Genomic DNA, 13,075 nt, shown 5'->3' on the forward strand with positions numbered 1-13,075 from the left:
GCAGCAGGTTATAGATAACCTGCCGCTCTTTATTCATTCATTTGACTCTTCATTTGCTTTAAAATTTTCTTTTCAAGCCTTGATACCTGCACCTGAGAAATTCCCAATCGAGACGCAACCTCTGATTGAGTTTGATCTTTGTAATAACGCAAATATACAATGAGCTTTTCACGTTCCTCTAACTCTTCAATAGCTTCTTTTAATGCAATTTTATCAAACCATTTTGCTTCACTATGGTCAGCAATTTGATCAAGAAGCGTAATTGGGTCACCATCGTTTTCATAAACGGTTTCATGTATAGAAGACGGTGCTCGATTTGCTTCTTGCGCCATAACCACTTCTTCAGGTGTAAAATCCAAGTGTTCAGCAACCTCTGCCACAGTGGGAACCCGTCCAAGCATTTTTGATAATTCATCTTTGGCTTTTCGGATTTTATTGCTCATTTCTTTTAATGAACGGCTTACTTTCACCGTTCCATCGTCTCGAATAAAACGTTGTATTTCACCAATAATCATTGGAACTGCATAGGTTGAAAATTTCACATCATAGGATAAATCGAACTTGTCGACTGACTTGAGCAAGCCAATACAGCCAATCTGAAACAAATCATCAGGCTCATATCCTCGATTAATAAATCGCTGTACAACTGACCAAACCAACCTCATATTTTTCTGAACGATTGTATCCCTAGCATTCTGATCACCTTGTTGACTGCGCTTGATGAGGTCTTTCACTTCATGATCTTTTAAATACGGCTCATTTTTTTCCTTTTTGACCTCCACATCCATCGGCAAGTCTCCTTAATTACATAACGCTTTACTATTTGTTAATTGTTTTTTTAAGTAGACAGTTGTTCCCGCTAAAGGCGCAGATACGACGTTAATTTCATCCATGAAGTTCTCCATGATTGTAAAACCCATTCCAGAACGCTCAAGTTCAGGTTTTGTTGTGTAAAGAGGCTGCGTAGCTTCATTAACATCATCAATTCCCACACCGTCGTCCTTAATAATAAGTTCAACCATTCCATTATCATGAAGCGTAACGTCAATGTGTACAATACCTTCTGCGTTATTGTTATAACCATGAATAATGGCGTTCGTTACGGCTTCTGACACAACTGTTTTAATTTCCGTTAACTCATCCATTGTAGGGTCAAGCTGCGTGATAAAAGCAGCCACCGTAACCCGTGCAAATGATTCATTTTGACTAAGAGCTGAGAATTGAAGGTGCATTTCGTTTTTCATCATGCCACCCCCAACTTCTGCAGCGCGTTTTGTTCACTTGGCTCAAAGCGAATAATTTTAAATAACCCAGACATATTGAAGAGGCGTTCAACCGGTGGAGAGATTGCACATACAACCATTTCTCCTCCGTTGTTTCGAACCTGCTTGTACCTTCCTAAAATAACCCCGAGACCTGAGCTATCCATAAACGTTAATTTCTCAAGGTTTAAAATTAAGTGCTGAATCGCATTTTGTTCTAACTCTTGTGTAATGCGGGTTCTTAAATGCTCTGCAGCATGATGATCTAACTCTCCACCCAATCGCACTAACAGCACATCCTGTTTTAATTCAAGTTCTATAGAAAGACTCACTATACAAACCTCCTATCAGTCGTATAGTCAATCTTTCGCTATAGCGAAGACGTATTCCTTCTGAGTGACAAAACTAGTAGCATTTCGTCAATGTTAGTCGTTTTTTTTAAGATGTTTGTGAAAATAGTGAAAATGTACGCTTAAATAGCTGCCAATACGAGGCAATTTCAACGTCTTCTTCCGCAACAAGTGGAGATTTGCTCATAACTTTACCATCTTTCTTGATGGTAATAGTGCCGATTTCATCACCTTTTTTTACAGGGGCATTCAAATTTTCATCAAGTTTGACTTCTGTCTTCATGTCCTTAGCTGTTGTTCCTTTTTTCGCAAGAGCAGATAATGGCTCTGATGTTACGGCATTTACGTACTTTTGCTCTCCTTTATTAACTTCTACCTTTTTAATTGGTGCGTCCTTTTTATATAAAGGAGTTGTTGTATACTGACTAAATGCATAATCTAACATTTTTGTTACTTCATTATTTCGCTCTTTAGGCGTATTCGCTCCAAATACAACTGCAATGACACGCATATTTCCCTTTTTAGCAGTAGCCGTTAAGCAGTACTTGGCTTGCCCTGTGAACCCTGTTTTCAAACCGTCAACACCCGGATAGAATTTCACCAAGCGATTTGTGTTAACGAGCCAGAATTTCTTATCAGTATCTTCCCTTAAGTAATCTTCATATTTACTTGTATAATTAATAATATCTTCATATTTCAATAGTTCTTTTCCCATCATTGCCATGTCATGGGCAGTACTATAATGATCGTCAACAGGCAGTCCTGTTGGGTTTTGAAACTTTGTATGTTTTAAGCCAATTTCTTTAGCTTTCTTGTTCATCATTTCAACAAACTTATCCTCTGAACCAGCTAAGTGCTCAGCCATCGCCATTGATGCATCATTTCCAGACCCAATTGCAATTCCCTTTAATAATTCATTAACGGTCATCTCTTCACCAGGCTCTAAGAAGATTTGTGAACCTCCCATAGAAGCTGCATATTCACTTGCTCTAACTTTATCTTTGAACGTAATTTTACCTTCATCAAGCGCTTCCATAATTAAAATCATTGTCATAATTTTAGTCATGCTTGCAGGTGGGAGGGGTTGATCACTATTTTTTTCATATAAAACCTTCCCTGTATCTCGTTCAATTAAAATTGCCGATTTAGCTTGTGCCGCTAACTCCGTAGACTTTTTTTCACTCGCTAAAACAGGCTGTGTCATAAGTGAGAATAAAAAGATGACAACGAGTAGTTTCATAATATTACACTTCATCTACACAAACCTCCATTCTTTATACAAACCTATTTTTTCCACCGTTGTAAGACTTTATACTCCGCTCCAAAATAAAAAAGCACTGAGAGTTACCTCAATGCTTTTTCAATCATTTATTTAGGAATTGTATCGTATACAAGTGGAGGTGCCTCGACCGCTTCTTCACTTAGCTTGATGCTTTCATAAATTCTTTCTTTTACTTTGGCAATATCTTCTGTGTTGCTATGAATCGTTACAAGTGATTCTCCAGCCTTCACGTAGTCTCCGATTTTCTTTTGAAGAACCAGTCCTACTGCCAAATCGATTTCCGATTCTTTTGTTGCTCTACCAGCGCCTAGCCACATGGCAGCTGTCCCAATAGAATCAGCAATAATTTCCGATACATAGCCATCCGTTTTTGCTTCAACTTCCACGATATGTTTCGCCTGTGGTAATTTTGTTGGATCATCTACAAGAGAGCCGTCTCCACCTTGTGACTCTAAAAAAACTTTAAACGCTTCAAGCGCTTTTCCATTAGCTATTACTTCTTCTAGTTTTTGGCGTGCTTCTGTTAGCGATTCTGCTTTTTCAGCTAATAGTACCATGTAACTTCCTAATGTTAAACACAGCTCTTCTAAATCTTTTGGTCCTTTTCCTTGTAGAGTATCGATTGCTTCTTTTACTTCAAGTGCATTTCCAATTGCATAGCCAAGCGGTTGGCTCATATCTGAAATGACAGCCATTGTATTACGCCCTACGTTATTACCGATATTCACCATCGCTTGAGCCAATTCTTTTGCTTCATCCAAGCTCTTCATAAAAGCACCAGCACCTGTTTTTACATCCAACACGATTGCATCTGCCCCCGCAGCAATTTTCTTACTCATAATTGAACTTGCGATAAGAGGAATGCTGTTAACGGTTGCAGTTACATCACGAAGCGCGTACAGCTTCTTGTCAGCTGGCGTTAAATTTCCTGTTTGACCAACTACAGCCACTTTGTTTTTATTAACCAAATCAATAAATTCTTGCTTACTAATTTCTACATCAAAGCCTGAGATAGCTTCTAGCTTATCAATTGTCCCACCTGTATGTCCTAAGCCACGTCCCGACATTTTCGCTACCGGTACACCTACAGCTGCCACTAAAGGCGCCAGAACAAGAGTTGTTGTATCTCCTACTCCCCCTGTACTATGTTTATCAACTTTAATACCTTCAATTGCTGATAAATCAATGACATCACCGGAGTCCACCATTGACATTGTTAAATCTGCACGCTCTTGCTCTGTCATCCCGTTAAAGAAAATAGCCATAGAAAGAGCACTCATTTGATAATCGGGAATGTCTCCATCTGTAAAACCTTTAACGATAAACTGAATCTCTTCTCTTGTAAGTTCTTTGCGATCACGCTTTTTTTCAATTAAATCTACCATTCTCATGTTCGTAAGTCCCCTTTAAAATAGTTTTTTGAAAACGGATTCACCATTAGTTAAAAAGCAGCTGTCACATGATATGTAACAGCTACTCCCTTTTTATGAGTGTTGTGGAATTTGTTTTACAACTTCTTTTACTAGTGCTAGGAACTGTTTTTTTACTTTTTCTGTTGTTTCAATTACTTCATCATGGTGAAGGGGCTGATCTAAAATTCCTGCAGCCATATTTGAAATACATGAAATACCCAGGACGCGCAAGCCTGCATGACGAGCAACAATTACTTCCGGCACAGTTGACATCCCCACTGCGTCTCCGCCTACAACGCGTAGCATACGAACTTCAGCTGGCGTTTCGTACGTAGGACCAGTATTTCCTACATATACACCCTCTTGAACAGCAATATTTAGCTCACTAGCTACGTCTTTTGCTAATGCACGTAGCTTTGGACAATAGGCTGTTGACATATCTGGAAAACGAACGCCTAGTTCACTGTCATTTGGTCCAATTAAAGGATTTGTTCCAAAGTTGTTAATATGATCTGAGATAAGCATTAAGTCTCCAGGATTATAGGATTCATTTATGCCTCCCGCTGCGTTCGTCACAATAATTGTTTCAATTCCAAGCTCTTTCATAACGCGCACTGGAAATGTTACTTTTTCTAAAGAGTATCCTTCGTAAAAGTGAAAGCGCCCTTGCATTGCAATGACAGGTACATCTTGAATTGTACCAATTACAAGCTGACCCGCATGACCTTCAACTGTTGATACAGGAAACTCGGGAATATCATTATATGGAATTTTTACAGCGTCCTGAACCTCATCAGCTAATACGCCTAAACCTGATCCTAAAATCAATCCAATTGTTGGTTGAATTGTCGTTTTACCTTGAATATATGTTGCTGCTGTATGAATTACATCTCGCTTCATCTTTTTCCCCACTCTCTTAATTTAGTTCACGTAAAAAACTTTTTCCAAACTGTGGCATCTTCACACCAAAGTTCTCAGCTACCGTCGCTCCAATGTCAGCAAACGTTGAGCGCACGTCAATCTCTTTACCAATTTTCATACTTGGGCTATAGGCTAACATTGGAACATATTCACGCGTATGATCTGTACCATGATGAACTGGGTCATTTCCGTGGTCTGCTGTAATGATTAATAAATCATCATCGTTTAATAACGGGAATACCTCTGCTAAACGATCATCGAATTCTTCAAGAGCTTTTCCATATCCTTCTGGATCACGACGATGACCAAACAACGCATCAAAATCAACTAAGTTTAAGAAACTTAATCCATTAAAGTCCATTTTTAATGTGTCGATTAGCTTATCCATTCCATCCATGTTTGACTTTGTACGAAGTGATTTTGTCACACCTTCACCATCATAGATATCAGAGATTTTCCCAATAGCAATAACATCAAAATTGCTATCTTTTAATTCGTTCATGACTGTACGTCCAAACGGCTTTAGTGCATAATCATGTCGATTTGCTGTACGTGTAAAGTTCCCCGCCTCTCCAAGGAATGGACGAGCAATAATACGCCCAATCATATATGGGTCGTCTAGCGTAATTTTGCGAGCATACTCACAGATTCCATATAGTTCTTCAAGCGGCACCACTTCTTCATGAGCTGCAATCTGTAGCACTGAATCTGCTGAAGTATAGACAATTAACGCACCTGTTTTCACATGCTCTTCTCCAAGCTCATCTAAAATTTCTGTTCCTGACGCAGGCTTGTTACCAATAATTTTACGTCCTGTCTTATCCTCTAGCTTTTTAATAAGCTCATCTGGAAATCCATCTGGAAACACGTTAAATGGTGTATCGATATTAAGCCCCATAATCTCCCAATGACCCGTCATTGTATCTTTACCCGCTGAAGCTTCCTGCATCTTTGTGTAAACTGCTAACGGCTGTTCTGCTTTTTCAATTCCTTTAATTGGACGGATATTACTTAGGCCAAGCTTGCTCATGTTCGGCATATCCAAGCCGTTACAATGCTCTGCAATATGCCCTAGTGTATCTGCTCCCAAGTCATTGTACTTTTCCGCGTCTGGTGATTCACCAATTCCTACAGAGTCCATCACAACTAGAAATACGCGTTTGTATGTAGATGATAACATCTTCATTCCTCCATCTTTGTTGTAAAATTCACTTCACTCATGAAGCTATAATAAACAATACTGTAATCGTATAGTTTCCAATATATTATAAAATTCCCTTTAAGGAAAAGTTTAACCATAATCTTTATTGGTCAGAAGTCTGACCTCTATAGTATAAAAGGTTTTTTCTTATTTGTACACAGAAAATGAAAGTGTTTTCATTTAAAGAACGACATTGCTATAAAACAATGCCGTTAACCTTTTACCTTTAAGCACGCGGATGGAATTGATTATAGACATCTTTCAAGCGTGTTTTTGTTACGTGCGTATAAATTTGAGTCGTCGAAATATCTGCATGCCCCAACATTTCCTGAACTGCTCGTAGATCCGCCCCATTTTCAAGCAAGTGTGTAGCAAAAGAATGTCGCAAAGTATGAGGCGTTAATTCCTTTTCAATACGCGCATCTTTCGCTAATCCTTTTAAAATCTTCCAGAACCCCTGCCTTGTTAGTCGCTTCCCGTGATGATTCACAAACAAAGCGTGTTCTCCTTGCTGCTTTTTCGTTAAAATTGGACGAGCTTGTGCCAGGTATGCTTCGATTGCTTCCGTTGCCATTCGCCCAAGTGGAACAATTCGCTCCTTACTACCTTTTCCAAAGCAACGAACAAAGCCCATTGTTAAATGTGCATCTTCTATGTTTAAATTCACAAGCTCTGACACACGCATTCCCGTTGCGTAGAGAAGCTCAAGCATCGCTTTATCTCGCAATCCAAATGGCGTAGACGTATCAAAGACTGACAGAAGTGCTTCTACTTCCTCTGCATTTAATACTTTCGGTAGTTTTCGTTCAAGCTGCGGTGTTTCAATATGAACGGATGGATCTTGTTCAGTCACTTTCTCGCGAAGTAAAAATTGGTGAAACGAACGAATCGATGCGATATGTCTAGCAATTGTTTTGGATGATTTTTGCTGATCTGTTAAATGCTTAAGAAAACTCACAATATGTGCTCTTGTCACAGCATTTAGATGATTTAACTGCTCAACATGTTCTAAATACTGACTATATTTCTTTAAATCCCGCTCATACGAATCGATTGTATTTTTAGCTAAACCTCTTTCTACTATTAAATAGTGAATAAAATCTTGAACTTGATCCTTCAATTGCCTCTACTCCCCGTTTTGATAAAACATAAATAATCTTTCAATCCACGTTTGATCTTCATATACGTTCATTTGCATTACTTTCACTGCGGAGCCGCTCGGCTCATCATAACGTTTATAATCTTGATATTCTCCTGACACCCATACCATACCAAAATAAAACAATAGTGTGCAGCCTGTAAATAAAATAAACACCTTACAGCTATTATATACTAGCTCAACCCATGATTTCATTAGACATATCCTCCAATTTTCAACACTATTAAAAGATATGCCAATCTGGACATGTTTTATACCTACTTTACCTTGCCTAATTCAACGCTAACTTATGTTAATAACTTATAAATATGTTAAAATACATTTATATTGCTGAAGGAGGTAAAAAAGCTGACTACCACTATGCTATTACTGATTGCTTTAATATCAACCGGAATATGGTATGAAGTATCTCGCGAAACGATGAAATCCTCTAAAGAAATAAATAACTACAAGCTTATTACGCTACTATCTGCGGGTACTCTACTAGCAATACCATTAACGATTTCACTTTTTTACACTCTTCCATTCCATTAACTCCGTATGACTAAGCTACGCGTTCGTAAATACAGCGCCGAGCTTAGTCATTTTCATAAAAAAACAAAAACCTTCTCCCAAAAGGAAAAGGCTTATTTCACTCGTCTTTGTTTTCATCTTCGCCTTGACAACGATGACAAATGCCATGAAACGTCAAGCGATGATCTTTAATTTTAAAGCGCCACTGCTTTTCAACAATCTCTTCTACATCTTCAAGCAAGTCTTCTTGAATTTCGTCCACTGATCCACATTCGATACAAACTAAGTGGTGATGAAAGTGTGCAGCTCCTTCTTGACGAAGGTCATAGCGAGACACGCCATCACCAAAGTTTATCTTATCAACAATTTTTAATTCTGTTAGTAATTCTAAAGTTCGATAAACAGTTGCTAAACCAATTTCCGGAGACTTTTCCTTGACGAGGAGATACACATCTTCGGCACTCAAATGATCCTCTTCGTGTTCAAGGAGTACTCTTACAGTCGCCTCACGTTGAGGTGTCAATTTGTAGCTTGCTGAGTGCAACTGTTGCTTTATTCGCTCAACTCGATTTTCCATAACATTCCCTCCCTCGCCATTCACTCATTTATTATATCAAATGTCGAAGGGGTGTCAAAATAAAATTATTATAACGTAAATAAAAGAATGTTTTTAAAATAAGAATAACTATTATTTATTCACTAAGCTCATCATTGTTTTCATTAATGTAGGAGAAACATAGCCTTCAATTAAGGATGCACATGCAATTAAAACAAATACTCCTACTAAAATACCGCTGTAACGAAAGAACGAAGCAGCAACCTGTTCCTTTGCTCCCTTAAAGAACTGCTGACGAATAAGCTTTAACGAAAACGCCACGGAAGCTGTTGTTAAGATTAAAAACGCAGGTATTAAGAAAATGTTTTGTGGCATTACCGACACAAAAGATAACGCAAAGCCGGAAAGTCCCATGCGATTTACTAAAAAGCCAACCGTAAATCCGATCACCATTCCTTTAATAAAAAGTAAGATTAACACGACTGGTAAGCCAATGATAGCTATACCCAAAATCCAAATAAGCCCGAGGTATTTTACGTTATGAAAGAAGCTTTGCTGAAACATTTCGGTACTCGTGGCCACTTCTCCAGTTTTAACAAGACCAAAGAAACGGTTTAGGTAAAAATAAAGATCGTCTTTTTGATCGACTGTTAAGCTATTTACCACGATAGCTCCAAAGATAATCCCCATTAAAAACAGCACCGTGACAAATAGATAAATTGAACTGTTATCGCGCAAGTGCTGTGTATAAGCACGCTTAATCCACATTTTTCTCATCGTCTTCCCCCTATCAATCACTCGATAGAGTATATGATAGATTCAGCGTAACTATGACAGAGATTATTCTACTTTTTATAGTAGAAACGAATGGTAGTTACTCACCTAGCGCACTTCTAAGCTGTAAATATTGAACTGCGTACGCTGTTTTTGCATCGTAAATTTCATTTGTTTGAATCATTTGAAGCGCTTCTTCAATGCTTGTTTCTATCACTTCAACAAACTCATCCTCATCCAGGCTTGCTTTTGTTTCCATAACCTCTAGCTTCTCGGCTATATAGAGATGTACAAGCTCATCTGCAAATCCCGGTGACGTATAGAAGGAAATAATATGTTTCAGTTCTTTACATGTATAACCCGTTTCTTCTTCTAGCTCACGTTTAGCTGTGACGATGGGCTCTTCACCTTTTTCAAGTTTACCTGCTGGAATCTCGACTAGGACTCGATCCATTGCTTTGCGATATTGTTTGACCATTACTAGCTTATGGTCAGCCGTTAATGCAATAACAGCAACTGCTCCAGGATGCTTAATAACTTCTCTCGTACTCGTTTTCCCATTTGGAAGCTGTACTTCTTCCACTTGTAAATCAATGACTCTTCCTTTAAAAATCTCTTTTTTCGCAAGCGTCTTTTCAATTAAATGATCCATTTTATCCACCTCGTTCTAAATTTAAACCCTTTACATATATTCTATCATACGACTTTTAGGAGGTAGAAGAAATGAAAGTTTATGTAGAGGGTAAACAAGTGATTTTAGTAGGAAAAGCATGGGAAATCCGCCAAAAGCTAAAAGAATATGGTACGCATTTTCAATATGTTCACGAATGGGTTTCTACTATTTCAAACGAACCTAAAAAGATAATAAAAAGTTAAGCAGCGCTAGCAAAGCGCTGCTTTTTCTGTGCCTCTTTGAGTCAATTAGTTGAGTTTATAAAATTATCCAGGCTACAATATAATAGATAAAACGTATTCCAAAGGAGTGGATAGGATGAAAAAGAGGCAGCTAGGTTCCTCCAATCTATTGGTTAGTGAAGTTAGCTTGGGGTGTATGTCGCTAGGAACGGATGTTAAAAGTGCTCAGCGAATTATAGATGAAGCGGTTGATCTTGGTATCAATTATTTTGACACCGCTGATTTATATGACTTCGGTCTCAATGAAGAGATTGTTGGTCAAGCGCTAAAACCAAAGAGACAAGATATCATTTTGGCTACAAAAGTAGGAAACCGCTGGAATGACGTTGAGGACGGTTGGCGTTGGGACCCATCGAAAGCATACATAAAGGATGCCGTAAAGGAAAGCTTACACCGATTAAAAACCGATTATATTGATTTATATCAACTGCACGGAGGCACAATTGAAGACAACATTGACGAAACAATCGAAGCGTTCGAAGAGCTAAAAAAAGAAGGACTCATTCGTGAATATGGGATTTCGTCTATACGCCCAAACGTTATTCATGAATTCGTAAAAAAATCTTCAATCGTTAGCGTAATGATGCAGTATAACCTATTAGACCGTCGACCTGAAGAAAGCGTGCTTCCTCTTTTAAACGAATATAACATCAGCGTGGTTGCAAGAGGTCCCGTCGCAAAAGGTTTGCTAACAAATCGCGCTCAAGAAAAGCTTGCTACAAACGAAGCAGGTTATTTAACTTATACGAAAAAAGATTTGGAACAGCTTATACCTGCTCTACAAGGCGTTGATTCAGACTTAAATCACGCAGCGTTAAACTACTGCCTTTATCATCCTGTTGTTGCATCAGTAGTAGCAGGAGCAAGTAGTCCAGCTCAGCTTCGAGAAAATGTACAAGCTGTTGAAAAGCTCCCTTTAAGTGAACTACACTATGAAAAGCTTCAATCATTAACTAAAGCAAATAAATACGAAGCACACCGCTAAATAAAAGCTCTTGCCTTATCGGCAAGAGCTTTTATTTAAATTCATTCCATTTTAAATCACTTTCATTAAATAGTTCTTCAAATGATTTATTTTTTTCTTTTTCCTTTCGAGCGCGCTCTTTCTCTTTTTGCTCTTCCTCAATTCTCTGCTCTTCACGCTTCGCGAGCGCATGTTTCTTTGCTTGAAGCTGCTTTACTAAATCGCTATTCAATTGATCTTTTAAACTAATTTGATTTTCTTGTTTCTTTTGACTGTTCTTTTGCTTGTGTTTTGCCATCATTGTTCACCCACTGCAATTAAATTATGATAGACATTTTACCATAAGCAAATATCTACAACAATTAATTAGAACGCATCCAGCTTTACATTTTCGTCTATTACTAGACCTGGAGCGGTTGATTGAATAATATCATCGACCGTATATCCTGATGCTACTTCAATTAGCTTTAGCCCGGTATCAGTTACATCAATAACAGCACGATCTGTAATAATGCGGTTTACAACACCTTGACCTGTTAAAGGGAGCGTGCATTCTTTTAAAATCTTTGGTTCACCTTTTCTTGTCACATGTTCCATGATAACGATAATGCGCTGAGCTCCGTGGACAAGGTCCATAGCTCCACCCATACCTTTAATCATCTTTCCTGGAATCATCCAGTTTGCTAAATCACCGGTCTCCGAAACTTCCATACCACCTAAAATCGCTATGTTAATATGGCCACCACGAATCATTCCAAACGACTCAGCGCTATCGAAATACGCTGCTCCATCGATAGCTGTTACGGTTTCTTTACCGGCATTAATTAAATCTGGATCGACGTCTCCTTCTTTTGGATAAGGTCCAATACCTAACAATCCATTTTCCGACTGAAGTACCACCGTTTTATTGTCTGAAATATAATTTGCAACAAGTGTTGGAATACCAATACCTAAGTTTACATAAAAGCCATCCTGAATTTCTTTTTCTGCTCGCTTTGCAATTCGCTCTCTTACATTTACACCATTTTCAATCATCATAACCGCTCCTCTCGTTATTTTTGAACCGTTAAGCGTTCAATACGTTTTTGCTGCTCGCCAACAATTAAAGACTGAACATAAACACTCGGTGTATGAATCATATTTGGATTTAATTTACCTGTTTCGTGAAGCTCTTCTACTTCAGCAATTGTCACTTTACCTGCAGCTGCAATCATCGGACTAAAATTGCGAGCTGTTTTATTGTATATAAGGTTTCCCATGTAATCAGCTTTCCAAGCTCTTACTAAGCTGACATCTGCCACCAATGCTTCTTCTAATAAATACTCTTTGCCGTCAAATGTTCTTGTTTCTTTTCCCATCGCAATTGGTGTGCCAACTCCTGCTGGTGTATAAAAAGCTGGAATCCCTGCTCCGCCAGCACGAATCTTTTCTGCAAGCGTCCCTTGTGGTAAAAGCTCTACGTCAATCTCTCCTGATAGAACTTGACGCTCGAATTCTTTATTTTCACCGACATAGGAACCTATCATCTTTTTAATTTGCTTATTTTTTAATAATAATCCTAGTCCCCACTCATCAACTCCACAGTTATTGGAGATAACCGTTAAGTCTTTTACTCCCGTTTCGACTAACGCTAAAATGAGATTTTCCGGAATACCACAAAGACCAAATCCTCCAACCATAATTATTGAACCATCTTTTACTGGCTTAACTGCTTCAATAAATGATGTATGTACCGGTTTCATACATAACCCACCCCTTCGATTTTT

17 protein-coding genes are annotated in these 13,075 nt (G+C 38.3%); 2 read left to right on the forward strand and 15 right to left on the reverse strand.

Features of this window, described 5'->3' with window-relative positions; translation table 11 throughout:
* Positions 1-29: 29 nt before the first annotated feature.
* The 12 genes from sigF to MKZ18_RS16350 all read right to left on the reverse strand — a co-directional run bounded on the left by sigF (position 30) and on the right by MKZ18_RS16350 (position 10,082).
* Entirely contained in the window at positions 30-788 is a 759-nt protein-coding gene (gene sigF / locus MKZ18_RS16295; RefSeq protein WP_025909090.1) for an RNA polymerase sporulation sigma factor SigF, read from the reverse strand.
* Positions 789-800: 12 nt separating this feature from the next.
* Positions 801-1,244 carry an anti-sigma F factor gene (spoIIAB, locus tag MKZ18_RS16300; RefSeq protein ID WP_025909091.1) on the reverse strand — a complete coding sequence of 148 codons (444 nt, stop codon included), beginning with the start codon at positions 1,242-1,244 and terminating at the stop codon, positions 801-803.
* Entirely contained in the window at positions 1,244-1,594 is a 351-nt protein-coding gene (gene spoIIAA, locus MKZ18_RS16305) for an anti-sigma F factor antagonist (protein WP_025909092.1), read from the reverse strand. Before spoIIAA ends, spoIIAB begins: the two co-directional genes overlap by 1 nt.
* Before the next feature lie 106 nt (positions 1,595-1,700).
* On the reverse strand, positions 1,701-2,867 hold the full coding sequence (locus tag MKZ18_RS16310) for a D-alanyl-D-alanine carboxypeptidase family protein (RefSeq protein WP_061784732.1): 1,167 nt from the start codon (positions 2,865-2,867) through the stop codon (positions 1,701-1,703).
* Between the two features lie 113 nt (positions 2,868-2,980).
* On the reverse strand, positions 2,981-4,285 hold the full coding sequence (locus tag MKZ18_RS16315; RefSeq protein ID WP_062954738.1) for a pyrimidine-nucleoside phosphorylase: 1,305 nt from the start codon (positions 4,283-4,285) through the stop codon (positions 2,981-2,983).
* Positions 4,286-4,378: 93 nt separating this feature from the next.
* Positions 4,379-5,206, reverse strand: a complete 828-nt coding sequence (locus MKZ18_RS16320) for a purine-nucleoside phosphorylase (protein WP_025909095.1) — start codon at positions 5,204-5,206, stop codon at positions 4,379-4,381.
* A 16-nt stretch (positions 5,207-5,222) separates the two neighbouring features.
* Positions 5,223-6,407, reverse strand: a complete 1,185-nt coding sequence (deoB, locus tag MKZ18_RS16325; protein ID WP_340842273.1) for a phosphopentomutase — start codon at positions 6,405-6,407, stop codon at positions 5,223-5,225.
* 247 nt (positions 6,408-6,654) lie between these two features.
* A complete protein-coding gene (xerD, locus tag MKZ18_RS16330) occupies positions 6,655-7,548 on the reverse strand; it encodes a site-specific tyrosine recombinase XerD (RefSeq protein ID WP_025909097.1) in 894 nt (297 codons plus the stop codon).
* Between the two features lie 6 nt (positions 7,549-7,554).
* Positions 7,555-7,782 carry a YqzK family protein gene (locus MKZ18_RS16335; protein WP_025909098.1) on the reverse strand — a complete coding sequence of 76 codons (228 nt, stop codon included), beginning with the start codon at positions 7,780-7,782 and terminating at the stop codon, positions 7,555-7,557.
* A 436-nt stretch (positions 7,783-8,218) separates the two neighbouring features.
* Positions 8,219-8,677 carry a ferric iron uptake transcriptional regulator gene (fur, locus tag MKZ18_RS16340; RefSeq protein WP_025909099.1) on the reverse strand — a complete coding sequence of 153 codons (459 nt, stop codon included), beginning with the start codon at positions 8,675-8,677 and terminating at the stop codon, positions 8,219-8,221.
* A 111-nt stretch (positions 8,678-8,788) separates the two neighbouring features.
* A complete protein-coding gene (gene spoIIM / locus MKZ18_RS16345; RefSeq protein WP_025909100.1) occupies positions 8,789-9,433 on the reverse strand; it encodes a stage II sporulation protein M in 645 nt (214 codons plus the stop codon).
* A 97-nt stretch (positions 9,434-9,530) separates the two neighbouring features.
* Positions 9,531-10,082: an NUDIX domain-containing protein gene (locus MKZ18_RS16350; protein WP_144593748.1), complete on the reverse strand. Its 552-nt coding sequence runs from the start codon at positions 10,080-10,082 to the stop codon at positions 9,531-9,533.
* A gap of 71 nt (positions 10,083-10,153) precedes the next feature.
* Between MKZ18_RS16350 and mciZ the strand changes: the two genes are divergently transcribed.
* Positions 10,154-10,306, forward strand: coding sequence for a Z-ring formation inhibitor MciZ (mciZ, locus tag MKZ18_RS16355; RefSeq protein WP_076512177.1), 153 nt, complete (start codon positions 10,154-10,156; stop codon positions 10,304-10,306).
* A 115-nt stretch (positions 10,307-10,421) separates the two neighbouring features.
* Positions 10,422-11,330 carry an aldo/keto reductase gene (locus tag MKZ18_RS16360; protein ID WP_144593749.1) on the forward strand — a complete coding sequence of 303 codons (909 nt, stop codon included), beginning with the start codon at positions 10,422-10,424 and terminating at the stop codon, positions 11,328-11,330.
* Between the two features lie 31 nt (positions 11,331-11,361).
* Here the strand turns inward: MKZ18_RS16360 and MKZ18_RS16365 are convergent, their stop codons facing one another.
* From MKZ18_RS16365 to MKZ18_RS16375, 3 genes are all read right to left on the reverse strand, one after another.
* Positions 11,362-11,610, reverse strand: a complete 249-nt coding sequence (locus MKZ18_RS16365; RefSeq protein ID WP_309247706.1) for a YqkE family protein — start codon at positions 11,608-11,610, stop codon at positions 11,362-11,364.
* 65 nt (positions 11,611-11,675) lie between these two features.
* Positions 11,676-12,344: a CoA transferase subunit B gene (locus MKZ18_RS16370; protein ID WP_025909799.1), complete on the reverse strand. Its 669-nt coding sequence runs from the start codon at positions 12,342-12,344 to the stop codon at positions 11,676-11,678.
* 17 nt (positions 12,345-12,361) lie between these two features.
* Positions 12,362-13,051: a CoA transferase subunit A gene (locus MKZ18_RS16375; protein ID WP_100346857.1), complete on the reverse strand. Its 690-nt coding sequence runs from the start codon at positions 13,049-13,051 to the stop codon at positions 12,362-12,364.
* Positions 13,052-13,075: the final 24 nt, after the last annotated feature.

This window comes from Priestia sp. FSL W8-0001 (assembly GCF_038050335.1).
Classification (GTDB): Bacteria; Bacillota; Bacilli; order Bacillales; family Bacillaceae_H; genus Priestia; species Priestia flexa.

Coding starts and splice junctions, on each gene's coding strand:
- sigF (WP_025909090.1), bottom strand. CDS start 788: ATGGATGTGGAGGTCAAAAAGGAAAAAAATGAGCCGTATTTAAAAGAT.
- spoIIAB (WP_025909091.1), bottom strand. CDS start 1,244: ATGAAAAACGAAATGCACCTTCAATTCTCAGCTCTTAGTCAAAATGAA.
- MKZ18_RS16310 (WP_061784732.1), bottom strand. CDS start 2,867: ATGAAGTGTAATATTATGAAACTACTCGTTGTCATCTTTTTATTCTCA.
- MKZ18_RS16315 (WP_062954738.1), bottom strand. CDS start 4,285: ATGAGAATGGTAGATTTAATTGAAAAAAAGCGTGATCGCAAAGAACTT.
- MKZ18_RS16320 (WP_025909095.1), bottom strand. CDS start 5,206: ATGAAGCGAGATGTAATTCATACAGCAGCAACATATATTCAAGGTAAA.
- deoB (WP_340842273.1), bottom strand. CDS start 6,407: ATGTTATCATCTACATACAAACGCGTATTTCTAGTTGTGATGGACTCT.
- MKZ18_RS16335 (WP_025909098.1), bottom strand. CDS start 7,782: ATGAAATCATGGGTTGAGCTAGTATATAATAGCTGTAAGGTGTTTATT.
- fur (WP_025909099.1), bottom strand. CDS start 8,677: ATGGAAAATCGAGTTGAGCGAATAAAGCAACAGTTGCACTCAGCAAGC.
- spoIIM (WP_025909100.1), bottom strand. CDS start 9,433: ATGAGAAAAATGTGGATTAAGCGTGCTTATACACAGCACTTGCGCGAT.
- MKZ18_RS16350 (WP_144593748.1), bottom strand. CDS start 10,082: ATGGATCATTTAATTGAAAAGACGCTTGCGAAAAAAGAGATTTTTAAA.
- mciZ (WP_076512177.1), top strand. CDS start 10,154: ATGAAAGTTTATGTAGAGGGTAAACAAGTGATTTTAGTAGGAAAAGCA.
- MKZ18_RS16360 (WP_144593749.1), top strand. CDS start 10,422: ATGAAAAAGAGGCAGCTAGGTTCCTCCAATCTATTGGTTAGTGAAGTT.
- MKZ18_RS16365 (WP_309247706.1), bottom strand. CDS start 11,610: ATGATGGCAAAACACAAGCAAAAGAACAGTCAAAAGAAACAAGAAAAT.
- MKZ18_RS16370 (WP_025909799.1), bottom strand. CDS start 12,344: ATGATTGAAAATGGTGTAAATGTAAGAGAGCGAATTGCAAAGCGAGCA.
- MKZ18_RS16375 (WP_100346857.1), bottom strand. CDS start 13,051: ATGAAACCGGTACATACATCATTTATTGAAGCAGTTAAGCCAGTAAAA.